Annotated in this window: 21 protein-coding genes; 14 read left to right on the forward strand and 7 right to left on the reverse strand. The window is 52.7% G+C overall.

Annotated elements, in window-relative coordinates:
• The first annotated feature begins 98 nt into the window (after window positions 1-98).
• Window positions 99-1,238 carry an amidohydrolase gene (locus CRO74_RS28135; protein ID WP_097131084.1) on the forward strand — a complete coding sequence of 380 codons (1,140 nt, stop codon included), beginning with the start codon at window positions 99-101 and terminating at the stop codon, window positions 1,236-1,238.
• 176 nt (window positions 1,239-1,414) lie between these two features.
• On the opposite strand, the gene CRO74_RS28140 is transcribed toward CRO74_RS28135, so the two are convergent.
• On the reverse strand, window positions 1,415-2,365 hold the full coding sequence (locus CRO74_RS28140) for an SMP-30/gluconolactonase/LRE family protein (protein ID WP_097131086.1): 951 nt from the start codon (window positions 2,363-2,365) through the stop codon (window positions 1,415-1,417).
• Window positions 2,366-2,648: 283 nt separating this feature from the next.
• Between CRO74_RS28140 and CRO74_RS28145 the strand changes: the two genes are divergently transcribed.
• Window positions 2,649-3,590 carry a hypothetical protein gene (locus tag CRO74_RS28145; protein ID WP_097131088.1) on the forward strand — a complete coding sequence of 314 codons (942 nt, stop codon included), beginning with the start codon at window positions 2,649-2,651 and terminating at the stop codon, window positions 3,588-3,590.
• Between the two features lie 45 nt (window positions 3,591-3,635).
• Here CRO74_RS28145 and CRO74_RS28150 read toward each other — a convergent pair whose 3' ends face one another.
• Window positions 3,636-4,577: a DUF5996 family protein gene (locus CRO74_RS28150; protein WP_097131090.1), complete on the reverse strand. Its 942-nt coding sequence runs from the start codon at window positions 4,575-4,577 to the stop codon at window positions 3,636-3,638.
• 112 nt (window positions 4,578-4,689) lie between these two features.
• Window positions 4,690-6,270, reverse strand: a complete 1,581-nt coding sequence (locus CRO74_RS28155) for a Na+/H+ antiporter (protein WP_097131092.1) — start codon at window positions 6,268-6,270, stop codon at window positions 4,690-4,692.
• Between the two features lie 318 nt (window positions 6,271-6,588).
• On the opposite strand from CRO74_RS28155, the gene CRO74_RS28160 reads away from it, so the two are divergent.
• From CRO74_RS28160 to CRO74_RS28170, 3 genes are read left to right on the forward strand one after another with little or no spacing between them, the layout of a single operon-like run.
• The gene (locus CRO74_RS28160; RefSeq protein WP_097131094.1) at window positions 6,589-7,659 is read left to right on the forward strand and encodes a purine nucleoside permease; all 1,071 of its coding nucleotides are present in this window, start codon (window positions 6,589-6,591) and stop codon (window positions 7,657-7,659) included.
• 38 nt (window positions 7,660-7,697) lie between these two features.
• A complete protein-coding gene (gene bla / locus CRO74_RS28165; protein ID WP_097131096.1) occupies window positions 7,698-8,447 on the forward strand; it encodes a subclass B1 metallo-beta-lactamase in 750 nt (249 codons plus the stop codon).
• A 21-nt stretch (window positions 8,448-8,468) separates the two neighbouring features.
• Window positions 8,469-9,398, forward strand: coding sequence for a nucleoside hydrolase (locus tag CRO74_RS28170; RefSeq protein WP_097131098.1), 930 nt, complete (start codon window positions 8,469-8,471; stop codon window positions 9,396-9,398).
• A 74-nt stretch (window positions 9,399-9,472) separates the two neighbouring features.
• On the opposite strand, the gene CRO74_RS28175 is transcribed toward CRO74_RS28170, so the two are convergent.
• The gene (locus CRO74_RS28175) at window positions 9,473-10,453 is read right to left on the reverse strand and encodes a GlxA family transcriptional regulator (RefSeq protein WP_097131100.1); all 981 of its coding nucleotides are present in this window, start codon (window positions 10,451-10,453) and stop codon (window positions 9,473-9,475) included.
• 207 nt (window positions 10,454-10,660) lie between these two features.
• On the opposite strand from CRO74_RS28175, the gene CRO74_RS28180 reads away from it, so the two are divergent.
• On the forward strand, window positions 10,661-11,239 hold the full coding sequence (locus CRO74_RS28180; RefSeq protein ID WP_097131158.1) for a dihydrofolate reductase family protein: 579 nt from the start codon (window positions 10,661-10,663) through the stop codon (window positions 11,237-11,239).
• 113 nt (window positions 11,240-11,352) lie between these two features.
• Here the strand turns inward: CRO74_RS28180 and CRO74_RS28185 are convergent, their stop codons facing one another.
• Window positions 11,353-13,473 carry a S9 family peptidase gene (locus tag CRO74_RS28185; RefSeq protein WP_097131102.1) on the reverse strand — a complete coding sequence of 707 codons (2,121 nt, stop codon included), beginning with the start codon at window positions 13,471-13,473 and terminating at the stop codon, window positions 11,353-11,355.
• A 232-nt stretch (window positions 13,474-13,705) separates the two neighbouring features.
• Between CRO74_RS28185 and CRO74_RS28190 the strand changes: the two genes are divergently transcribed.
• On the forward strand, window positions 13,706-14,335 hold the full coding sequence (locus CRO74_RS28190; RefSeq protein WP_097131104.1) for a carbonic anhydrase: 630 nt from the start codon (window positions 13,706-13,708) through the stop codon (window positions 14,333-14,335).
• Between the two features lie 30 nt (window positions 14,336-14,365).
• Here the strand turns inward: CRO74_RS28190 and CRO74_RS28195 are convergent, their stop codons facing one another.
• Together CRO74_RS28195 and CRO74_RS28200 are read right to left on the reverse strand one after the other, a co-directional pair.
• Window positions 14,366-14,689 carry a 2Fe-2S iron-sulfur cluster-binding protein gene (locus CRO74_RS28195; protein ID WP_097131160.1) on the reverse strand — a complete coding sequence of 108 codons (324 nt, stop codon included), beginning with the start codon at window positions 14,687-14,689 and terminating at the stop codon, window positions 14,366-14,368.
• 55 nt (window positions 14,690-14,744) lie between these two features.
• Entirely contained in the window at window positions 14,745-15,749 is a 1,005-nt protein-coding gene (locus CRO74_RS28200) for an NAD(P)/FAD-dependent oxidoreductase (protein WP_097131106.1), read from the reverse strand.
• A gap of 255 nt (window positions 15,750-16,004) precedes the next feature.
• Between CRO74_RS28200 and CRO74_RS28205 the strand changes: the two genes are divergently transcribed.
• The 7 genes from CRO74_RS28205 to CRO74_RS28235 all read left to right on the forward strand — a co-directional run bounded on the left by CRO74_RS28205 (window position 16,005) and on the right by CRO74_RS28235 (window position 22,989).
• Complete coding sequence (locus tag CRO74_RS28205) at window positions 16,005-17,207, forward strand: parallel beta-helix domain-containing protein (protein WP_097131108.1); 1,203 nt, start codon at window positions 16,005-16,007, stop codon at window positions 17,205-17,207.
• 14 nt (window positions 17,208-17,221) lie between these two features.
• Entirely contained in the window at window positions 17,222-18,259 is a 1,038-nt protein-coding gene (locus CRO74_RS28210) for an SO2930 family diheme c-type cytochrome (RefSeq protein WP_097131110.1), read from the forward strand.
• 59 nt (window positions 18,260-18,318) lie between these two features.
• Window positions 18,319-19,893 (forward strand): serine hydrolase domain-containing protein, encoded by a 1,575-nt coding sequence (locus tag CRO74_RS28215; protein WP_097131112.1) that lies wholly within the window; start codon window positions 18,319-18,321, stop codon window positions 19,891-19,893.
• A gap of 6 nt (window positions 19,894-19,899) precedes the next feature.
• Window positions 19,900-20,415: a GNAT family N-acetyltransferase gene (locus CRO74_RS28220; RefSeq protein ID WP_097131113.1), complete on the forward strand. Its 516-nt coding sequence runs from the start codon at window positions 19,900-19,902 to the stop codon at window positions 20,413-20,415.
• Window positions 20,416-20,527: 112 nt separating this feature from the next.
• Window positions 20,528-20,908: a response regulator gene (locus tag CRO74_RS28225; protein ID WP_046575488.1), complete on the forward strand. Its 381-nt coding sequence runs from the start codon at window positions 20,528-20,530 to the stop codon at window positions 20,906-20,908.
• A gap of 110 nt (window positions 20,909-21,018) precedes the next feature.
• Entirely contained in the window at window positions 21,019-21,780 is a 762-nt protein-coding gene (locus CRO74_RS28230; protein WP_097131115.1) for an MBL fold metallo-hydrolase, read from the forward strand.
• Between the two features lie 114 nt (window positions 21,781-21,894).
• Window positions 21,895-22,989, forward strand: coding sequence for an oxygenase MpaB family protein (locus CRO74_RS28235; protein WP_097131117.1), 1,095 nt, complete (start codon window positions 21,895-21,897; stop codon window positions 22,987-22,989).
• The last annotated feature ends 46 nt before the right edge of the window (window positions 22,990-23,035 follow it).

The following is a 23,035-nucleotide window of genomic DNA, read 5'->3' on the forward strand; positions in this document are numbered from 1 at the left end:
GCGTCAGTGAATACTGACTTAATAACAGGCACGGGCAAATGCCCGCGCCAGCCACCAACCCACACGCGCCAGCCAACGCTACGATATAAGTTACCCTAATGACTTCAGATAAAACCGACATTTTCACCCAATTCCGGCACGAGCTTCATCAGTTCCCCGAAGTGTCGTGTCAGGAAATAGAGACCCGGAAACGGATAAAGAACTTCGTCAGCCAGTTCAATCCAACGCGTATTACCGAGGTAGCGCAAACGGGATTGCTACTTCAATACGGCGAAGATGATCATGGGCCGGTTACGCTGATTCGGGCCGATATTGATGCCTTGCCCATTCAGGAGGTCAACACATTTGGCCATAGATCGTCCATAAACGGTGTTTCGCACAAATGCGGGCACGATGGCCATGCCGCTATTTTGGCCAGACTGGCGTCTCTGCTGGCCGAAAAGCCCGTTACACGTGGTCGGGTATACCTGATCTTTCAGCCCGCCGAAGAAAATGGCAAAGGGGCCGAGGCCGTCCTGAACGACCCGGCCTTTGCCAGTATTCGACCCGACCGGGCTTTCGCACTGCATAATTTACCCGGCTACAAACAGGGTGTTGTGGTCTGTAGGCCGGGGTCATTTACCTCGTCGGTACTCAGCCTGATTGTAAAGTTTACGGGCAAGGTTTCGCATTCCGCCGAACCCGAAAAAGGGCTGAATCCGGCCTATGTAATGGCCGATTTTGTTTTACAGACGAAGAAAATCCAGCACCCGGAGCCGCAGTCAGAAGACTTTGCCCTGATCACGCCGGTGTATACCACTATGGGCGAGACATCCTACGGTATATCGGCTGGCTACGGGGAGGTTCACCTGACGCTCAGAACCCGGAATGCGAAACGAATGGAAGCCCTGACGAACCAGTTGCTGGCACTTCTCGCAGACTTATCAGCCGAAACTGGTATCCAGATAGAAACTGCCTATACTGAAGCGTTTTTTGCCAATGAGAATGATCCGGAAACCGTTGAGCAAATCAGGCAAAGTGCGCTGAAACTGGGTTATCCATACATCGAGAAGCAGGAACCATTCAAATGGGGCGAAGATTTCGGGCTCTTTACCCAGAAGTACAAAGGAGCCATGTTTGGCATCGGCAATGGCGAAGACTCCCCCGCCCTGCATAACGACGACTACGATTTCAACGATACCCTCATCGAACCGGCCGCCCGCTTATTTCTGGAATTGATTGAGAGAGAGCACAGTTAGTCAACAAATATGCCGTTAGTTTCTAAACACATAGTCAGTTAATAACTCAAGGGTGTTTTTTTTAAGAAAGCCCCCTGTTAGCCGTAATTACCTGGCCTCCATGAACACAAAAACCGGTTATCCGGACAGTCATTCGTTGACTGTCTGGATAACCGGTTTTGAGCTAAAACACAAGCCTAGCGGAACCGCTGAATACTGAAGTCCCGCGCCGTACCGTTTTCACCGATGCGGGCGTTGAGCGTATATATCTGATTATTGACGGCTACACTGGTTGTTGCTCCCGTATACCCAGCCGCGTCGTATTTTATAATAGCAGCGGTTTGCCAATTGTCCAGGCTACGCACCTGAGCCACCCGACTGCCACCCGTCACCACATATAAGTCGTCATTCAGAAAAGTCAGTCCATCGCCGGGTAGTGCTCCGGTCCCTCCTACTTCAGAAATAGCGTTTCCGTTCTGCAAATCCACTTTATACAACTTTCCTTGTCCTGTGTTAGCCACAATAAGGTAGCCGTTAGGATGGTAAGCGATTCCATTCAGGCCAAAAGTCGGGCTGGCAAATCGCACATCATCTCTTACCAGCACGCTGGCGGCTCCTCCTGCGGTGACTTTGTAAATCACGGGAGAAAAAGAATCCGTCACATAGGCTGTTCCATCTGGGGCAATCGTTACATCATTGGCAAAATTGGGTTGGGCTTCCGGAATCAGCGCATCCAGATCGGTACGACGCTCAAGTTGACGGGTAGTTAAATTAAAAACCAGCAGTTCAGCGGTTTGGCGGGTGGTTGCCGGGGTGCTCCTAGTAGATCGCCCCTGATCGCTGTTACAGACAAACACGCGATCGCCGACTACTTTCATGCCAATACCGGCAATAAATCCGGGGTCTGTCAGCAAATCTTCGTAGTTACCCCTGGTATCGACTGTACCAATTTTACCCTGCGGAATCGATGTAATCAGGAATTTATCCAACTGCGCTGAATAGGCAATGCCTTCCGGATATTGACGTTCAGCCACAAAATCAATGCGCTCCGGGAAAGATGCATTTGGGCTATCGCGGTGATCTTCACAACTGGTTAGACAGACAGCGGGAAGGACAAAAACCAGACAAAACATAAAGGATTTTTTCATAGCGAATAGATTGAGTGAACGTTCAGAAAATGATCTAAAAACAAACTGGTTTCGATGTAACTATACTAATCACAGTTTATCAAAATTGTTTAACTGTCGAATATGATCAGGTTTTTAACGTACTTCTTGCGTCGTCAACCTTATCCTGTATCATAGCGTTCAGCTCAATCTGGCTTCTCTACGCTGGACACGAATACCCCCTTTTTACTGCAAAACCGTCGATTTTTACCGCTTTTCCCGCCCTACCTATCTCTAGATTTGTCCCGGCAATTGTCTGGAAACTATGCGATCAACTGTCCTCATAACCCTGCTCATCGGCTTGCTGATGGCATCCTGCCAGTCGCATAAATCCGGTCTGACCAGCCTGAGCCACCAAAAAAAATACTGTCAGCCAACGATCAGGCTGGATTATGATTCGAGCTACCTGCCCATTCCGAATATCCAGTCCATTTTACAGACAGACACCAGTCTGACTAATCACTTTTCGACCCATGATCTGCTCGTAGCCAATGCTGCGGGGATTTTGCTTTTGCTCCAGGACTTCATCAGGCTGAAAAATACCAGTCTGGCAGGCAATGTTCAGGAACGTTTCGCCAAACGGCAGCAAATCAATGACCGACTTTGGCTGGCTTCCATGCAGGTGTCGGGTATTGCAGGCGAACTCGATTGTGAGGCCGAACGGGCGAATAGACTGGCCTCCTCCCTGCAACAACTGGATAGCAAACGCATCCAGCAGTTAACCATTTTTTCGGTAGTGGTTGGTGCCCTGACGACAGTGGCAACCGCGTTTATTCAGGCAAATACGCCCAACAAAACCGTGAGCATTGGTGGCGGTGTAGCGAGTGCTTTACTGGCCGGTAAAGCTGCGGTTTCGTCAAAACGGACTATTCATCTGGTGGATGAACGCAATTTATTGACCGCAATCTGGAACCAGCCTCAACGATCAACGTTTTACCCGCCTTTTGTCTGGCAAATGCTGACCGAGAAGGCATTAAGCTATGGCGGTCAGCATTCGATCAGTTATAATACACGACAGCGCTGGGTAGACTATAATTTAGCGGGTGCCTCCGCGTCGGAAGAACAGCTTTATTTTAAACCCGAAGGCGATTACGGAGCCGATAACTTATTGACGCGTGCCGAAATGCTGAACCAGCTTCAGGCTGAAATCCGCCTTTTTTACGTGGACCTGCAAAGTCTGCACCTTAGTTTATCAAACCAACGCTAAGAAAAACACTCAAATCCATTAAGTATCAACCTGACTTACAAGCGCTTACAACTCAAAGGATGTCAGATCGCAATCCAGTTCATTTCGATTCCAGTGAGCGGTCGACACGGCGGCATCGTAGGTCGTTTGCAGGAAAGCCAGCAGGGTCTGCTCCGGGTCAGCTGATTGGCGAACCACTTCGTAGGGCAACAAAAATTCGCCCATATCGGGACTAAAAAACGCGTCGGCGGGTTCGACCGGCTGCTCGCTAAAGCCCGACGGCGTAGGATAACAGTAGGAATAAAAGACTGCCTGCGGAAACTGCTCGCTGCCGGGCCAGAACCCCGCCGAGCTTACTTCGTGAGAGTATGCTTCCTGCATTACCCGCGTCGACATGTTGGGAGCGCCCCCCGAGTGCAGCGGTGCCCGACGCCCCGAAAAACGCGTGACGGCCAGATCAAAACTGCCCCAGAAAAAATGAACGGGGCTGCATTTGCCCGTAAAGCCCGCCCGAAACCGGGTAAACACGGTATGAATGCTAATCAGCGCTTGCCAGAACCGCCCTACGCTGTCGGGATCATAGACGCAGTGAATTTCGTCTTCATCAAATGGAATGGCCACCTCCACCTCGTTCGGGATACCATGAATGGTTACGTCGATGCCGAGTCGGTCCAGTTGCTCCATCAGTTCCTGGTAAAAGCTGGCGACCGAACGGGCGTACAGCTTCATGGCTGCCTGTTCACCCGTACTGGTACTGATACGCAGGTGGTGAGTCACAAAATCGAAATCCAGTTGAAAAATACCCTGTTTATAAGGCACGCTTCCGGTTGTAAGTCCCGACGAAGACACGTACAAAGAGACATGCCAGGAGTGGTTGATCCAGGGCATTTGCCGAAGCCGGACTTTCCCCACAATCTGCGTCCAAAGGTGGAGCGTTATCAGGGTTGGGCTCCAGGCGGCAAAATCCAATGGTGGCCAGCGGTCAATCAGAGTTTCGTTTGTTTTCATGAGCTGTTGCGTTAACTGTGTTCCGTTTACCTCTCCCCGGGTCTGAGTGGGTTGATAGTTGTGACCAGCCGATCGAATCTTGAAGGGGATGCCAATGACCCCTTACAGCATTTCAGTCATCCACTTTCTGCTGTTGTATTTCTTCCCGATCCAGCTCATTTTCCAGCTCATGAAACAGGTCGACATCAATCTGCTGGGTATCTCGCAAACTCAGCAATGCAGTTCGTTGCGCCTGAATGCCCGATAGCAGTAACTTCTGGCGGAGTTGATGCTGGGACATAACCGTTACCGGATCACTCTGTTCAAGTTCGTCAACGCGTGCCCGATGCCGATCAATGATTTTCCGGACGGTATCGCCGGTAAGTCCCTCCTTGTCGACCACCGTCTGAATGGCACTTAATGCCTGCTTCGATAACCGTTGCCGCACTTCTTTTCGGGAAAGATAGTCGGTGGATTGTTGCCCAAAACGCAGCAGTCGAATGAAGGCAGGTAGAAAAACGCCCTGCCCGACCAGCGTGAACAGAATGACGCAAAAGGTGATAAACACGATCAGATTCCGGTCCGGAAAGGGGCTACCGTTGGAGAGCCGCTCCGGAATCGACAGCGCTGCGGCCAGCGACACGATTCCCCGCATACTAATGTAAGCCAGCAGGGTTGTGTGTTTTCGGGACGGAAAAAGCGGGGGACTATGTACCACTTTATGTACCTGATTGGACATCCAATTGGCCAGAAAGATGTACACGAAACGAATCGCTACCGCCGTTATACTGATGAGTAGACCCACCTCTATTAATTCGCCCAGCGACTGCCCCTTGATGTCGGCTACGATGTCGGGCAACTGCAATCCGATCAGAATAAAGATCAGGCCATTCAGCAGAACTACCACAAAGTCCCAGACCGCCACCGCCTGCATCCGCGTTGTTGGGCTGTGTACCCTCGACTGCTTGTGACCAACGACCAATCCCGCCGAAACTACGCTCAGTACGCCACTTAACGCCAGATGTTCGGCCGCTAAATAGGCCAGATAGGCCGTTACAAACGTCAATACCGTTTCGAGTGCGGGTTCCAGATGGGCACATTTATGCAACCATGAGGAAAGGTACCCTACGGCCAGTCCAATAATAATCCCGCCCCCGGCCAGCTGTACGAAATCGAGCAACGAGCCCGTCAGGGAGAAACTTCCTGTACTTACCGTAACCAGAGCCAACTGAAAGATCACTAAAGCCGTTGCATCGTTCACCAGACTCTCCCCCTCCAGAATAATGGCGATTTTTCGGGGCACCGCCAGTGTCTTCATCACCGCCGTTGCGGCTACGGCATCGGAAGGCGAAACAACGGCCCCCAGCAACAAACCAGTAGCCAGTGTAAAGCCCGGAATGAGCAGGCTGGCTACGTAGGCTATGCCAAGACTGGTAGCCAGCACCAGGCCCAGAGCAAGCACGATAACAGGTTCCAGATTTCGGCGAAAATCGCTCCAGTTGGTGTACCAGGCCGCACTGTAAAGCAGGGGTGGCAAAAAAACCACCAGCACAACAGACGAATCCAGGTCCACGTTTGGTAAGCCGGGGAAGAAGCTGATAAGAAGCCCTCCAACGGTCAGTAAGATTGGAAAGGCCAGGTTCAGCCGACGGGCGATGACGGCCAGTCCGATGACAAAAATTAACAGCAAAAGAACCGTCTCCAGTTGATGCATTCCGTTTTACGCTATGGATCAGTAAACAAACCTACGGCCTGTAGCACCAGTAAAAACGGTACAAACCGACGATTTTGCGGTAAGAAGTGCGGGCTTTACGGCAACGATCATAACGTAATAATCCCGCAGGACATAACCACTTCCTGGCAAGTAGGCATGCGACCTTATTGATCATTCAGATCAATGCCAGGCTCTTATTTCCCCAAGAGAAGGGGCCTGAAAATATCCGGTCTTGCAGCGTCTTTTGGGATGAACTTTTTCAAGAAATTGACGCATGGCCACAGTAACCAGCGGATTTAGGTCCTATTTTGCAATCCAATGTATCTGACGAGAAAACTACCCCTGATTGGCTGGCTGCTTTTTGCCAGTTTGCGTATATATGGCCAGACGACCACCCCCATTCCGGTAAAGGTTGTTGTCGTGACCATGTTTGAAATTGGCGCCGATACCGGCGACCGGCCCGGCGAGTTTCAATACTGGATTGAGCGGTTGCCGCTATCCCAAACCATCCCTTTTTCGCAGGGCTACCGAAACCTGCGCTACAATCCCGACAAGCAGGTACTGGGCATTTGCACCGGCATGGGAACGGCCCGCTCGGCGGCTTCTATCATGGCGCTGGGCATGGACCCCCGTTTCGACTTATCTCATGCATACTGGCTGGTGGCGGGCATTGCCGGTATCGACCCGCAGGATGGTAGCGCGGGTTCAGCAGTTTGGGCAGAATGGCTGGTCGATGGTGACCTCGCCCACGAAATCGACCCGCGCGAAATGCCCAAAGAGTGGTCGACCGGTTATCTGCCGTTAAGACGGGCCAAGCCTTATGAGCAACCCGTTCAGGACAACGATTTTACGGTAGCCATTCACCTCAATCCGGGTCTGGCCAACTGGGCGTTTGACCTGACGAAAAACATCAAACTGGCCGACTCCGAAACGCTTCAAAAAATGCGCGCTGTTTACCGCGATTTCCCCGAAGCCCGGAAACCACCCCGTGTAATGATGGGCGACCACATTGCCGCCATGACGTTCTGGCACGGTAAATACCTCAACGACTGGGCCAATGACTGGGTAAAATACTGGACGAAAGGGAAAGGAAATTTCGTTACCTCGGCAATGGAAGATACCGGAACCGGGCAATCGTTGCAATGGCTGACCAATGCCGGGAAAGCCGACATCAATCGGTACCTGGTGCTCCGAACGGCCAGCAACTACACCATGCAGCCGTCTGGCGTAACGGCCGCGCAAAACCTGACCAATGGCGGCAAAGAAGTTGGTGAGCGGTATACAGCTTATATTCCGGCTCTCGAAGCTGCGTATCAGGCGGGTAGTGCGGTTGTCAACAAATTAGTTGCCGACTGGTCTGTATATAAAGACAAATTGCCGGGTAATTAACAGGCTATAAAGCCTAAACCTCTCATCAATATTCTCTAATGCGTTACCTGTTTCCATTTTTATCGTTTCTACTGTTCACTACGTCGGCCCAGGCCCAGTCTGCTCAACGACCGGGGCTTTCGGTCACCCCGCTCAACAAGCAGGTGTATGTCCATACAACTTACGGTATGTACGGCGGAACGGCCGTTCCGGCAAACGGGCTGATCATTAGAACGAAGGATGGCATTGTACTGGTCGACACCGGTTGGGATACCGACAACAATACCGACAACACCCGCGAGTTGCTGCAATGGATTAGCCAAAACCTCCACCAGCCCGTTCGGTTATGTATTGTCACGCATGGTCACGAAGACCGGGTGGGCGGTATCAGCGAACTCCGAAAAGCGGGCGTTCGGGTGGTGAGTACGCCCCTCACTGCTCAGAAATCGGTAAAACTCGGATTTGAATCCCCCGAAGGTATTTTGTCGAACGATACCACCTTTTCAATCGGCAACGAACCGATTCGCTGCTACTTTCCGGGGCAGGGCCATACCGCCGATAATATTGTGGTGTGGTTGCCTAACCAGAAGATTTTGTACGGCGGATGTCTGGTAAAAAGTGTAGCCGCCTTCGGGATGGGCAACCTCGCCGACGCTAACCTCAACGAATGGGGAAACTCAATTCAGAACCTGATGACGCAGTTTAAATCAGCCCGGATTGTTGTACCGGGGCATGACGAGTGGACCGATACCCGGTCGCTGGCGCATACGCTGCAATTGCTAAAAAAACACGCTGAGTCCAAAAAGTAAACCCACCTATAACGTTCTCTCATGCCTAAACTGCTTTTAATGGATCACGACGGGGCGATTGACGACCTGCTGTCGCAATTACTGGTTCTGACCATGCCGGATGTCGAACTTATCGGCATCACCGTGACACCCGCCGATTGCTACATCGAGCCCGCCCTCGAATCGGCCTATAAATTACTTCAGTTAATGGGTCAGGAACAGGTGCCACTGGGCCGGGGCGACTACTACGGGATCAATGCGTTCCCGAGCGAATGGCGGGCACGCCCCGAGATCATCAACGCCCTGCCCTTACTCATTAACCTGCCGAAATCGCCCGATCCCTATGGGTATTTGAGCGCCCCGGATTTGATTATTGAGAAGCTAACTGCCGCAACCGAAAAGGTAACCATTCTGATGACCGGCCCCTGTTCCAACCTGGTGATGGCACTGGAAAAAGCGCCGGAGTTGAAAGCCAACATTGCCGAAATTGTGTGGATGGCCGGTGCTTTTCGCGTAACCGGAAACGTTCAGACCTTTCAACACGATGGCACCGCCGAATGGAATGTTTTCTGGGACCCGGTCAGTTCGCAAAAGCTGTTCTCGTACGAATTGCCCCTCACGCTGATTCCGCTCGATGTAACAAACCATGTACCCGTTACGAAGCAGTTTTTATCGACGCTGGCAAGCCAGATCGACCACAAACTATCTAACCTGACGGGTCAGTTCTGGGCGTTGACCCTCGATACCATCCCAAGTTATCACTACACCTATTTCATGTGGGATATTCTGGCCACCAGTTACCTCGCCATGCCGGAGCAGTTCACAATCGAGACTGCCAAAGCCAATGTCAGCACTCGCCCGCCCAACGCCGGTCAAACGTATCTGGACGAAAACGGGTATAGCGTACTCTTCGCGACCGATGTCAATGTCGCGTACTTTTACGAGTACCTGCTGACGCAGTTCAGGCAGTAACTGTAGTACCGACCGTCCCGGTCGGGTGTGAAATTGGTTACTAAGAACTATTCGCCCGACCGGGACGCTCGGTACTACACGTCTACTAATTCTTTGTTGTATTTATTCCGATAATCGACGGGCGATAATCCGGTAATTCGTTTGAAAATTGTCCGAAACGCTTTGGTGTCCGAATAGCCAACGTCATACATAATTTCGTTGACTGTTTTTCGGCTGGTTTCCAGGCTTTTTTTAGCCGCTTCAATTTTCACACGCTGCATGTATTCATTGACCGAATTTGACGTAGCTTTCTTAAATCTTCGCTCCATATTTCGGCGGCCCAGCGCAAATTTCGACGCGAGTTCATCGACAGAAATACGCTCCTGAAAATTCAGTTCGATAAACTCTTGTGCCTTCCTGATCGGCTCGTCTTCGTGTTCCTTTTGCCCCTGAAAAATAGTGAACGACAATTGATTGTCCCGCTGAATTTCTATCGCAAAAACTTTAGCCGAAAGCACCGCAATTTCCCGACCGGCATATTTCTCAATCAGGTGTAAAATCAGGTTCAGGTACGAGAATGCGCCACCACTGGAATAGATACCCTGTTCGTCGGTGATGATCTTCTCCGGCACCAGGTCGACTTCGGGAAACAACTGCCGGAATTGATTGGCTGCCAGCCAGTGCGTAGCGCATTTTCGGCCATTTACCAGGCCCGTCGATGCCAGCAGAAAAGCCCCCAGGCAAAGGCTGGCAATTTCGGCACCACCGCTGCGCTGTTTGAGTATCCAGGGGATAAACTCCCGGTTCTTTTCGATGGCGCTTTCCAGTTCACCATCCAGAGCCGGAATGATAATTAGATCCGTTTTTTTTACATCGTCGATCAGCGAATCAGCATGTACCGTAAATAAGCCTCCGCTCACCGGCGTCTCCCGCGAAAGACCAACAAGTTGAACGGAAAACAGTGGCTTTTCACCCCGCATTTTACAGAACTGATTTACTTCGGTAAAGAGCTGTCGAGTACCTTCCAGACTACCTAAAATAGCGCCTTTCGGTACAAGAATGGATATGTGTTTCATACCTTAAAAATAACAAAAACAGGGGTCGTAATCAACCCTAATTTTGACGTATTTACCACCGAAACAACCGAACACACAGTCTTATCTTTGTGTGTATAAAAATGGCATGAGCTTGTAGTGCCGACCGTCCCGGTCGGGCGATTTCGCCGTTACTTTACACCCGGCCAGTACTGTCGGCATTACGCCTAAACCCTGATAATGAACAGTATGAGAAAAGTAATTTTATTTATGCACGTCTCGCTCGACGGCTTTGTCTGCGGCCCCAACGGAGAGCAGGACTGGATGACGATGGATGATGACGAAGTGGGCCATTATCTGATTCCGGATTTACAGAAAACGGTCGATACCATGCTGGTTGGGCGCGTACTTTACCAGGGTTTCGCCAGCTTCTGGCCGACTGTTACAAATAACCCGGAAACACCCCCCGAACTGGTCGACTTTGCCAACTGGATGAATACGACTCCTAAGGTTGTTTTCTCAAAAACACTGACAACAGTCGACTGGCAGAACGCCCGTCTGGCAAAAGCCGACGTTGCTACGGAAATAGCCACCTTAAAACAGCAACCGGGCGGTGACATGGTGGTGTTTGGCGGTGCGGAATTTGTTTCATCACTTGCCAAACTCGATCTAGTCGATGAGTACCGGATCAAACTCGAACCGATTGTCCTGGGCACCGGAAAAGCACTCTTTAAGGACGTTACCGAGCGCATCAAACTGACGCTCACGAAAGCCAAATCGTTCGATTCCGGCGTAGTTGGGCTTTATTATCAGGTCAGGAGGGAGTAACGAAATAGCCTTTGATTCGTGGTTTTCAGTAGTGTAACATGGTAAATTAAAACACGAGTGTCTGCCGTTCAGTCGCGTAATAACTGAACGGCAGACACTAGTGTAAAACCAAACTACTGCCGTGGCTTCATCAGTTTCCGTCTGAAGTAATCGGCGGTGGCGGCACTCATTTTGATGGCGTTGCTGTGCTTCATCCAGTGGTGCGTATCATCGACAATGACCAGGGTTTCCATCGGAACACCCTGCTTGTCCAGACGCCGAACCAGATCGGTACTCTGGTTGAACCGGACATTACGGTCATCGTCGCCGTGAATGATCAGCACGGGCGATGTCCAGCTGCTCACTGCCGAAACGGGCGATGATTCCCACACCACTTTGGCAGCTTTTTCGGCATCGGGAATTTTCTCGAACCGGTCGGTCTGGCTGATGCCGTTGCGTTGCTGGCTCCAGTCGTGAACCCCGTGAATATCGACGCCAGCCGCAAACAGTTTCGAGTCGCGGGCGAGGGCCAGCGCGGTGAGGTAGCCACCGTAGGAACCGCCGTAAATACCGATTCTGGCAGCGTCGACCTGAGGCTGTTCAGTAAGCCAGACGGCTGCCGCCCGAACGTCCTGGTATTCCGATGCGCCGTTAGCCCCGCCATTGGCTGGTTGGTGGAATTCATAGCCGTAGCCAATGCCCAGCCGGTAATTCACGGACAGCACCACAAATCCCTGACTGGCAAGGTATTGGTTTAACGCGTACGAATTGGCGTAATAATCCGAGTAATTCCAGCCTAGCAACATCTGCCGGGGTGGCCCGCCGTGTACGTAGATCAACGCGGGCTTTTTACCCGCCCCGCCTGTCGGCTCAAACAGTTGACCATGTACCGTCATGCCGTCCGGTGCCTTAAAGACCACCTGTTTAGGCGTTACCAACTGACTTTGCGGAAAGCTGGCGGGAACCAGATTCTGCGCTAGAAGTTTGGGCGTTCCCTTCGAAAAGGCCATAACCGTGGGCAACGGAGGGCGCTGGGCCGTAGCGCTGATCATGGCTATCGTAGCGCCATCGCCCGTAACAACCGGTGTCCATTCCAGACCCGTGCCGGGCGTCAGTACTTCCATAGCGGCTTTGTCGACGGGGACGCGAACGACATGACGACGGTCGATGTCCAGCTTATCGGGACCGGTATTGCCACTGAACAAAAGCCATTTACGGTCGTGGCTCAGCGTGATGTGTTCGGCCATAAAGGGCGCGGGTGTCAGCAGCAACGGCGCTCCTCCCGACGACGGCATGGAATACAGATGGGGCCAGCCATCCTGATACGACAGAAAGACAATGCGGTCACTGGCCGCCCAATGCAGATTAAATCCGCCGTGCGTAGTGGGTTGCGAACCGGCCAGCGTTTTGGGAGCCTGCCAGATTTGCGAGGCCGTTCCAGACGCCACATCGGCAGTCCAGATTGACCAGGGCCGGTGTTTTCGGGTCAGGAGCGAGTCGGGTGCACCACCGGAGCCGGGCGTACGGACGAACACCAACTGCTTGCCATCCGGCGACCAGCGGGGTGACGCATCCTGCGAGAACGACGGAGCAATCCAGGTGATGGGCGTCGTTTCATTGGTAAAGACACCCACAAAGGCATGGTCTTTCCGGTCACAAACAAAGGCCAGTTTCGACCCATCCGGCGACCATTGTAGAGCGCTGTTCGTACCCCGTGCGGTAAACAGCGCTTTTGCCGGAGAAGACCCATCCACGGGCGAGATCCAGACCTGGCCCCCTTTAATAAAGGCAATCCGGGCTGACGTGCCACTGCCCGGCGAGATAACCGGCGCATCGCCTTCCGCAATGGCTTTGGGTTCGCCACCTGCGAAAGGCACCGTCCATATTTGTACTTTGGGGGCGGTGGGTGAAGACATTGTATTTACCGGCAGTTCATCGTCCCAGTTGGAGCCGTGGTCGCCACCGCGCACGTAAACGACCCATTTCCCATCATCCGAAATTGACAGACTGGTTAATTCCTGGCCGTCGTCATCGGTATAATTCGTGAGTTTTCGGGGGGTGAAATCGGGGCCTTCCGCTACATACACATTGCGTTTACCCAGTTCGGCAAAGGCCCACGCAATCCGCGAACCCTGAGCCGCACTGGTCAATTCGGTGGGGAAAGGGTAGCTTTTAATGGATTCGAGGGAGAATGTTTGCGCCTGAGCGAATTGGTAAATTCCCAGCAGCAGGCATAGCCACATAAACTTTTTCATGATAGCGGGGTAAGAGATAAAAGGCTTAGTTAAGGTGCCTACGAAACAAACTCAAATAAGCCTTTTATTTTCTATTTTCCCCACCCGTCAAAATATAATTCTACCATTCAGGTCTATTGTACCAGCGAATCAGCGAAAATAGCTAGTTGTGTTTCCGCAGCCCCAAAGCTGTTCGATAATAACTCCAAACATCCGGGTAAGTAGCGTAGTTGACTACAAAATTCAAGACGTTATGAACTTATACGAAAGCGTATTTACCCACAACCGTCAGTGGGTTTCCGAACAGTTGGAACAGGACGCAAACTACTTCAACCGCATGGCCGACGGCCAGCAACCGGAGTTCCTTTACATTGGGTGTTCAGACAGCCGTGTACAACCCGAAGATTTCATGGGGGTGAAGCCGGGTGAAGTATTCGTCCATCGTAACATTGCCAATCTGGTTCCCAACAACGATACCAATGCGTACTCGGTCGTCCAATATGCGGTTGAACACCTACAGGTACAGCATATCATCGTGTGCGGCCATTATGGCTGTGGTGGCATACGGGCGGCTCTGGACAACAAAGACCTGGGGGCGCTTAACAGTTGGATTCGCAACATCGACGATGTGTATCGCCTTCACCGCCAGGAGCTGGACGCCCTGCCCGATGATACGGCCCGTTTCCGCCGACTGGTAGAGTTAAACGTGCAGGAACAATGCCTGAACATTATGAAGCTGTCGTATGTGCAAAAGGCCAGAGCGAAGGGCGATTATCCACGTATTCACGGCTGGGTGTATGATATCGCGCAGGGAACCGTTGTCGATCTGAAAATCAACATGGCGAACTTTAAAGAAGAGCTGGCCTTGTACCGATTGGATTAACGATCGGGCTCATTACGGATCTACGTGTCGTCAGTCGGGCTCGTCGCTTTTGATTCTGAACACGGCCCCTTCTATGGCTTCGTTTACCCGAATCTGACAGGCCAGCCGACTATCCGAATCGGAATCGGGCAGGGTATCCAGCATATCCAGTTCAGCATCCTGGGCAGCTGGCAAGTCGTTAAAACCGTTGAGCACCTGAACATGGCAGGTCGCGCAGAGGGCCATGCCTCCGCAGGTAGCCAGAATGTTGTATTCTGATGCCTTCAGCACTTCCATCAGGCTTAGGTTGATGCCTTCGGGAATTTCGAGGTCCTGCCGCTCCCCGTTGCGGTCTTCTATGGTGAAATTGATCATGGTTGGCAGGTGGAGAAATAGCTGGCGCGAGTATTTGCCCGCGCCAGCCACTTATTTAAAAAGTAGGAACACCGTTTACGGTGGTGTATTTAAAACTCAGTTTCTGGTTTGGGTGCACATGCCGGAAAGCACTCTGGCACATGAGCGCAGCTTCGTGAAAGCCACACAAAATCAGCTTCAGCTTACCAGGATACGTGTTTATATCGCCGATGGCGTAAATACGGTCTACATTGGTCGAGTAATCGGTGGTATTAACGCTGATGGCGGCTTTGTCGATGGTGAGTCCCCAATCGGCGATGGGGCCGAGTTTAGGCGTCAGGCCGAAGAGCGGAATGAGGTTGTCTGCTTCGATGATTTTCACTGATTTGTCTTTCGCCGTAATGCTCACCTCCTGCAAATGCCCGTTTCCGTTGATACTGGAAATAGTCGATTGCAGCACCAGATTGATCTTGCCCTGACTCGCCAGATGGAACACTTTCTCGGCCGAATCGGGAGCCCCCCGGAAGGTATCGCTGCGGTGAACAAGGGTTACCTCTTTGGCAATATCGGCCAGAAAAACCGTCCAGTCGAGGGCGGAGTCTCCCCCACCGGCCAGCACCACCCGGCGGTCGCGCAGTTGCTCGGGATTCTTGACCATATACGCAACGCCCTTTCCTTCGAACCGTTCGAGGTTCACGATTTCGGGCTTGCGTGGCTCAAAACAGCCCAACCCACCGGCAATCACTACCACCTGGCAATGGACGACCGTGCCATCGCTTGTCGTAACGATGTACGAGTCATCAGGTTGTTTTTCCAGCCCGTCAACGCGCTCACCCAGCGTAAAACCGGGGTTAAACGGGGCTATTTGCTCCATCAGGTTATCGACCAGCGTTTGAGCATTTACAGCCGGATAGCCGGGGATATCATAGATGGGTTTCTGCGGATAGATCTCCGAAAGCTGCCCGCCCACCTGCGGCAGGGCATCGATCAGGTGGCAACGCATTTTTAATAAACCCGCTTCAAAAACGGCGAACAGGCCCACCGGACCCGCGCCAATTATACAAAGATCTGTTGTTATCATGTTGTGTTGTGAATGGGTTGAGTTTACCTTTCCCCATTCATATTTAGTCGTGTGTAGGCGAGTGGCTTTACCGTCATGAAGACCCGTATCCTATAGTTAAAATCGGGTCGCCATGCGTTGCAAAGGTAGAGCCGATGTACCCGTTAGTTACATCATATCTGGTAATGAAGTATTAACAAATGGAATGAGAATGTCACTCTCACTCAACCGTTTGCTGTATATTTACGGCTAGCCTTACCAAACCCCTTACCCCTTATGAAATTCTCTTTACTTCTGGCGGCCTGCCTGTTAACCTGCTCCGCATGGGCTCAAACCGATGTACAAAAGCGGTACCAGACCCGGCTCATCATGGCCGAAGATGGCAGCACGATCGACCTCGACGCCGGTACGTTCACCTTCACCGGCAGCCTGTCGCTGGAAGATAAAAAACGCATTGTGATTCGGGGAAAAGGAATCGACAAAACGATACTCAGCTTCAAAGGGCAGACGGACGGAGCCGAAGGTCTGCGCGTGTCCAATGCCGAGAATATCGTGATCGAAAACCTGACCATTCAGGACTCGAAAGGCGATGGCATCAAGACCATGAACGTGAAGGGCATCACGTTCCGAAACGTAAAAGTGGAATGGACTGGTCCGCCCAAAGCCGAAAATGGCGGCTACGGCCTCTACCCGGTGCAGTGTGACAATGTGCTGATCGACGGTTGCACCGCCATTGGCGCTTCGGACGCGGGTATTTACGTTGGGCAGTCGCGCGGTATCGTCGTCAAAAACAGCAAAGCTTACCATAACGTAGCGGGTATCGAGATCGAAAACTCGCGCAATGCCGACGTTTTCGATAACGAAACCTACGAAAATACCGGCGGCATTCTGGTATTCGACCTGCCCGATCTGGTCCAGAAACAGGGTGGCAACGTCCGGGTGTTCAACAACCACATCCACGATAATAACTTCCCGAATTTTGCGCCGGAAGGCAATATCGTCGCCAGCGTATCGGACGGTACGGGCCTGCTGATTCTGGCCGCTAATAACGTTGAGGTGTTCAACAACCGCTTCCTCCGGAATCAAACCATCGGCACCGGCGTCATCAGCTACCTGATTACCGAACGGCCCATCACCGACAAAGGCTACTACCCGTTTTCGACGGCCATTTCCATCCATGATAACGTGTACGAGCGCAATCCCGGCCCGGCCAGTTCGCGGGGGCGCTACGGCAAAATCTTCGACGCGATCCTGAAAGCGGGGCAGCAAGTTCCGCACATTCTGTACGACGGCATTGCCGACCCCGCCACCTTCGATAAAGACGGCAAACCACTGGCCGACAAACGCATCTGCATTCGCAACAACAAAAACCAGAGCCTGGTCAACCTCGACGCCGGACGTGAATTCAAGAATGTTTCGTTTAGCCCGGCACCTTTCGATTGCCAGCTAACCCCCTTGAAGACAACCGCAAGCAAGTAACAGCCGCTAACTGTATGCGAACATACCTGATCTGGTCGCTCCTGCTACTGACCGGCTGGCTCACGCTGGCCAGCTGGCGGGCTGATGCGATCCCCGAAAAACTATCCGACTACGGCTTTTTCACCGGCAATCCGGCGGAACAGAAACCGGCTCCGGGAGTTGTACCCTATGCGCTCAATACGCCCTTGTTTTCGGATTATGCCGAAAAACTGCGTTTCGTTAAACTGCCCGCCGGTCGGTCCGTAGCGTATAACGACTCCAGCGTGCTGAACTTTCCGGAGGGCACCACCCTCATCAAAACATTTTATTACCCCACCGATTTCCGAGATCCGGCCAAAGGGCGACGCCTGATGGAAACGCGGTTGCTGGTTCATCAGGCCAACGGCTGGAAAGCCTTCGAGTACGTCTGGAATGATGAACAAACCGACGCGTTTCTGGAAGTTGCCGGAGATACCAAAACGGTTAGCTACGTCGACGCCAGTGGGCAAACCCGCCAGCACCCCTACATCATTCCCAACCTGAACCAGTGCAAAGGGTGCCACAACCGAAACGAAGTCATGACACCCATCGGCCCGTCTGTCCGGCAGCTCAACGGCGATCTGACTTATGGCGCAGCGGATACCGAAAACCAGCTCACGCACTGGCAAAAGTCGGGGATGCTCACCGGAATGCCGTCGCTGGCCAAGTGCCCCAAAGCCCCCGTGTGGAACGACCCCAAAACGGGCTCCCTCAACGACAGGGCACGAATCTGGCTCGACATTAACTGCGCCCACTGCCACAACCCCAACGGTCCGGCCATGATATCGGGCCTGAACCTGAGCCTTTCCGAAACCGACCCAACCGCCCTGGGCATTTTAAAAACGCCCGTTGCCGCCGGTCGTGGCTCGGGCGGGCATCCGTATGATATCGTTCCCGGTAAACCGGACGAATCCATCCTGATTTACCGGCTCACCTCCACCGACCCTGGGGAAATGATGCCCGAACTCGGGCGAAAAACAGCCCATTCCGAAAGTCTAGCCCTGTTGCGGGACTGGATAAAGACGATGAAGTGAGGGCTTATAGCGGTTATTTAGTAAGTTAGCCGGATTGTATACAGCCATAATTTGTTCTAATGAAATACCTTCTCCCTGCTTTTCTGCTGGCGGTCTCGGCAGCACTGGCCCAGCAAGTGCCCCAGGCCCGTACGGTGCCCCATGTATCCACCTATCAACCCCCCGTCTTTACGGATCCCGACCGACTTAAAAAGCTGGAACCGGCCTTCCCCATCGTCGAAAAAATGTTCCGCGAGATTGCCGAAAAGCGGCATATTCCGGGCATGGCTTTCGGCATTGTGGTCGATGGCAAACTGGTTTATTCGGGCGGACTTGGTTATACCAATGTCGACAAAAAGATAGCGGCAACGCCTAAATCCCTGTTCCGGATTGCGTCGATGACCAAAAGCCTGACATCGATGGCGGTCCTGAAACTCCGCGACGAAGGCAAACTTCGGCTCGACGACCCCGCCGAGAACTACATTCCCGAACTGAAGTCGCACAAGTACCTCACCGCCGACGCGCCCAAAATTCTGGTTCGCAACCTGCTCAGTCACTCGGCTGGTTTCCCGGAAGACAACCCCTGGGGCGACCGCCAGCTAGCCGACTCAGAAGATGACCTGACGAAGCTCATCAAAGGCGGTATCTCGAACGCCAACGTGCCGAGTTTCGCCTACGAATACAGCAACCTCGCCTTTGCCATGCTGGGCCGGATTATTTCTACGGTATCGGGCAAACCGTATCAGCAATACATTACCGAAACCATTCTGAAACCGCTGGGCATGAACGACACCCAGTGGGAATACACCAAGGTTCCGGCCGACAAACTCGCACTTGGCTACCGCTGGCAGGAAGATGGCTCGGGAACGGGCAAATGGCTCGAAGAAGCCCTGCTGCACGACGGTTCGCACGGGGCCATGGGCGGTCTGATTACGTCTATCGAGGATTTCAGCAAGTATGTTGCCGTGCATCAGGCCGCCTGGCCACCCCGAAATGACGTTGATAATGCGCCAATAAAACGAAGCTCAATTCGGGAAATGCAGCAGCCCTGGACGTTTGCGGGCCTTTCCGCACAGGCCCGAAATTCGGTGGGACAACTCTGCCCTACAACGGGTGGCTACGGCTACGGGCTGCGCTGGACCAAAAACTGTCTGGGTCAGGTCGACGTGGGCCACAGTGGCGGCTTACCCGGCTTTGGGAGTCAGTGGCGCATTCTGCCCGACTATGGCATTGGGGTTATCGCGTACGGTAACGTTACCTATGCCAGTCTGGGCGGGGTGAACAGTGCCGTTCTGGACACGCTGCTGGCCATTGGCAAGCTCCAGCCCCGCCAGCTACCCGTTTCTCTCATTCTGGCCCAACGCAAAGCCGAGCTGGTAAAACTCCTGCCCGACTGGACGAATGCGGAACGAAGCGGTATTTTCGCGGAGAACTTCTTCCCGGATAAATCGGTCGCCATTCGCCGGAAAACGCTGCAGGATCTCTACGCCAAAGCGGGTACGATCAAGCGCATTGGCGAGCTAATCCCCGAAAACCAGTTACGCGGTCATTTCGTAATGGAGGGCGAAAAAGCCAACATCGACGTATTCTTCACCCTTACTCCCGAAAACCCCGCCCTGATTCAGCAACTGGATTTCCGGGAAGTGCCCAACTAGTTTTACATGGCAGCTTTCACTATATCAACCACCACGGTGCAGGACATTCCGGCGCTGGACCGTCTCGTCAATAGCGCCTACCGGGGCGACAGCTCGCGCAAAGGGTGGACCACCGAGGCCGATCTGCTCGACGGCATCCGCACCAGCGAAGAATCCTTACAGGCCATTTTCCGCAACCCGAACGCGCAGATTTTAAAATACGAACAGGCCGACCAGTTGCTGGGATGCGTCTATCTAGAACAGAAAGGCGACGACCTGTATCTAGGTATGCTCACTGTTTCGCCCGAAGCCCAGGCTGGCGGCATTGGCAGGCAATTGCTGGCGGCTGCGGAAGACCTAGCCATCGCTAAAAAATGCCGGGCTGTTACCATGACGGTCATTACCCAGCGGCACGAATTGATTGCCTGGTACGAACGGCGTGGCTACCGGTCCACCGGCGAAACCCAGCCCTTTCCCGACGACCCGCGTTTCGGTATTCCCAAACAACCGCTTGCGTTCATCGTTATGGAAAAGGAGTTGTAGCCTGTACGGGAAAAGGGATCTTATTCCGTTTTGAGAGTAAACCCTTTTTGCGTTTGCCGATTTAACTCTATAATTTCACCACAGTAAAACAAAACACGATACCTCAAGCCATATGTCAGCTTCCAAACGCGTCCTGATTGCCGAAGATAGCTCTGTTATCCAAAATCTGGCCCGCAAAATTCTTGAATTTCAGAACTACGATATCACAGCCGTAAAAAACGGTGAGCAAGTGCTGCAAATTCTGGAGAAAGAAGACTTCAGTATCCTCCTCCTGGACATTAACATGCCGCTGATGGATGGTATGGAATGCGTTCGGCGCGTTCGGGCACTTCCCGAAAAAGAAAAAGCCAGTGTGCCTATCGTAGCCATTACCGGCAACGCCAAAAATTACACCGAAGAAGAATTTAAAACCGCCGGTTTCAACGACGTACTGGTGAAACCCCTCAACTTCGACCGCCTGGTGGAAGTGGTTAATCAATTGACGGATAAATAGAAATGGAGGAGTTAGGAGTTAGGAGCGAGAAGTGAGGAGGGCTGGCGCATGTGTTGCTTTCGCGTCAGCACTCCTCACTCCTCGCTCCTAACTCCTAACTCCTGATAACTATGATCATCACCTTGCTCGGTACGGGAACATCGTCGGGGGTGCCGCTTATTGGCTGTACCTGTGAGGTGTGCCGTTCGGTTGACTTTCGGGACAAACGACTCCGTACCTCCGTTCACATTGCCGTGGACGGGCGTAGTTTCGTTATCGACACCGGCCCCGATTTCCGGCAGCAGGTTCTTCGACTCAACCTGCAACAACTCGACGCCGTTCTGTTCACCCACGAACACAAAGACCACACAGCAGGGCTCGACGAAATTCGGGCGTATAACTTTCGGTCGGGAAAAGATATTCCGGTTTATGGCCGTCCAACCGTTCTGGCGCAGTTACAGCGTGAATTTGCGTATGTTTTTGCCGAGAATAAATATCCAGGAACACCCCACGTTCAACTGCATGATCTGACCAACGAACCCGTCGATGTGCTGGGTGTTCGGTTCATTCCCATCGAGGTAATGCACCATAAACTCCCCGTTTATGGCTTCCGCATTGGTGACTTCACCTATCTCACCGATCTGAACTATATCTCCGATCAGGAACTGGAAAAAGTGTACGGCTCTAAAGTGCTGGTGCTCGATGCCCTTCAGTTGAAACCCCACATTTCGCATTTTACGCTCGATGAGGCCGTTGCCCTTGCCAAACGCGTTAATGCCGACCGAACTTACTTCGTTCACATCAGCCATAAACTCGGCTTACACCGCGACGTCGAAAAAGAACTGCCCGCCAACATCCGGCTCGGCTACGATGGCTTGCAGATTACCCTGTAACACCGCTCCTCCGGGTAGGTTGGGATCTAGCGACAACAAGCCTTTCCGGAAGGGGCTGCATTACAAACCAATTTCCTCCACGCATCGTTACGCCAGTAGATTCATACGTACACGATGCCGACCGCGATAAAGCCCTCCCGCCCGTTTTCGAATACCCTCCTGGATAAGTACCGACAGCAGGGCGATACTCCCGCCGATGCAGCCATTGCGGCCGTCGTTGAGGCCAGTGGCCCGATGGGCTTGCGTTCGCTCATGCAGTGGCTTGGCGATACCGGCGATTTCTCGACCGACAATCAGCACCCGGCTATCCAGACCTTCTTTGCCGAATACGGTGCTTTACCCGACTGGGCTGAGCCCGACCGGATGAAACGAGGCATGGCTTTTTTCAAGAAATACGCCCAGCAAATTGGGCTAACGCTTGGCTTTTTCTCCCTCCCCTACTCGTATCTGGGTGCCCACGGAGCGCAGGTCCTCTGGCTTACCGAACGCATAAAAAATGACACCGCCCGCCGATTGCAGGAAACCGGCGAGTGGGTATTTGCCGTCAATAATGCCAAAGAGTGGCCGTTTAACGCACAGGTGACCAACCCAAACGGGGCAACAGCCATTCGCCGGACTCAGAAAATCCGACTCATTCATGCCGGAGCCCGCTGGTTTTCGTTGCACTCCAATCGGTGGAACATGGACTGGGGTTACCCGGTCAATCAGGAGGATATGGCCGGTACGAGTTTGTCATTTTCCTATATCGTGTTGCAGGGATTACGGAAAGCGAAAGTCACTATGACCGAGCAGGAAGAAGAGGATTACCTGCACCATATCAACGTGGTTGGCTACCTCAACGGCGTTGCCGAAGAGCTTATTCCGACCAACATGCGCGAAGCATACAACCTCGGCACCGCCATTGCCCGGCGGCAATTTGCCCCCTCCGAAGCAGGTGTTGGATTAACCCGCTCGCTGTTGAATGCGATAGCTACAGCCGCGTCGTCCAGCCAGTTTACCCCTAATGGCCCGGCCCAATCCGCAACGCCAGCCCGTCAGGGAACAATAGGTCCCGAAACGATTCGGAACCTCGCAGCCGGTGAAATGCGTTTCTTCATGGGCGACGAATACGCCGACTGGCTCGGTATTCCCAACGTGCCCGTTGAGAAACGGCTAGCTGGATTATTGAATCGCCTGCCTATTTTCCAACGTCAGCTATTGAGTTTGTAGTTCGTGCAATTCAGTAAAGATTTCTGACGTTCCTAACACCTACAGA

It is taken from the genome of Spirosoma fluviale (genome assembly GCF_900230225.1).
In the GTDB taxonomy this organism is placed as follows: domain Bacteria; phylum Bacteroidota; class Bacteroidia; order Cytophagales; family Spirosomataceae; genus Spirosoma; species Spirosoma fluviale.

What these genes read in the sequence shown, in the direction of transcription:
- CRO74_RS28200 (WP_097131106.1), bottom strand. Translation starts at nt 15,749, where the DNA reads ATGATAACAACAGATCTTTGTATAATTGGCGCGGGTCCGGTGGGCCTG.
- CRO74_RS28190 (WP_097131104.1), top strand. Translation starts at nt 13,706, where the DNA reads ATGAACTTATACGAAAGCGTATTTACCCACAACCGTCAGTGGGTTTCC.
- CRO74_RS28230 (WP_097131115.1), top strand. Translation starts at nt 21,019, where the DNA reads ATGATCATCACCTTGCTCGGTACGGGAACATCGTCGGGGGTGCCGCTT.
- CRO74_RS28180 (WP_097131158.1), top strand. Translation starts at nt 10,661, where the DNA reads ATGAGAAAAGTAATTTTATTTATGCACGTCTCGCTCGACGGCTTTGTC.
- CRO74_RS28140 (WP_097131086.1), bottom strand. Translation starts at nt 2,365, where the DNA reads ATGAAAAAATCCTTTATGTTTTGTCTGGTTTTTGTCCTTCCCGCTGTC.
- CRO74_RS28235 (WP_097131117.1), top strand. Translation starts at nt 21,895, where the DNA reads ATGCCGACCGCGATAAAGCCCTCCCGCCCGTTTTCGAATACCCTCCTG.
- CRO74_RS28135 (WP_097131084.1), top strand. Translation starts at nt 99, where the DNA reads ATGACTTCAGATAAAACCGACATTTTCACCCAATTCCGGCACGAGCTT.
- CRO74_RS28145 (WP_097131088.1), top strand. Translation starts at nt 2,649, where the DNA reads ATGCGATCAACTGTCCTCATAACCCTGCTCATCGGCTTGCTGATGGCA.
- CRO74_RS28195 (WP_097131160.1), bottom strand. Translation starts at nt 14,689, where the DNA reads ATGATCAATTTCACCATAGAAGACCGCAACGGGGAGCGGCAGGACCTC.
- CRO74_RS28155 (WP_097131092.1), bottom strand. Translation starts at nt 6,270, where the DNA reads ATGCATCAACTGGAGACGGTTCTTTTGCTGTTAATTTTTGTCATCGGA.
- CRO74_RS28160 (WP_097131094.1), top strand. Translation starts at nt 6,589, where the DNA reads ATGTATCTGACGAGAAAACTACCCCTGATTGGCTGGCTGCTTTTTGCC.
- CRO74_RS28210 (WP_097131110.1), top strand. Translation starts at nt 17,222, where the DNA reads ATGCGAACATACCTGATCTGGTCGCTCCTGCTACTGACCGGCTGGCTC.
- CRO74_RS28205 (WP_097131108.1), top strand. Translation starts at nt 16,005, where the DNA reads ATGAAATTCTCTTTACTTCTGGCGGCCTGCCTGTTAACCTGCTCCGCA.
- bla (WP_097131096.1), top strand. Translation starts at nt 7,698, where the DNA reads ATGCGTTACCTGTTTCCATTTTTATCGTTTCTACTGTTCACTACGTCG.
- CRO74_RS28175 (WP_097131100.1), bottom strand. Translation starts at nt 10,453, where the DNA reads ATGAAACACATATCCATTCTTGTACCGAAAGGCGCTATTTTAGGTAGT.
- CRO74_RS28215 (WP_097131112.1), top strand. Translation starts at nt 18,319, where the DNA reads ATGAAATACCTTCTCCCTGCTTTTCTGCTGGCGGTCTCGGCAGCACTG.
- CRO74_RS28150 (WP_097131090.1), bottom strand. Translation starts at nt 4,577, where the DNA reads ATGAAAACAAACGAAACTCTGATTGACCGCTGGCCACCATTGGATTTT.
- CRO74_RS28220 (WP_097131113.1), top strand. Translation starts at nt 19,900, where the DNA reads ATGGCAGCTTTCACTATATCAACCACCACGGTGCAGGACATTCCGGCG.
- CRO74_RS28185 (WP_097131102.1), bottom strand. Translation starts at nt 13,473, where the DNA reads ATGAAAAAGTTTATGTGGCTATGCCTGCTGCTGGGAATTTACCAATTC.
- CRO74_RS28225 (WP_046575488.1), top strand. Translation starts at nt 20,528, where the DNA reads ATGTCAGCTTCCAAACGCGTCCTGATTGCCGAAGATAGCTCTGTTATC.
- CRO74_RS28170 (WP_097131098.1), top strand. Translation starts at nt 8,469, where the DNA reads ATGCCTAAACTGCTTTTAATGGATCACGACGGGGCGATTGACGACCTG.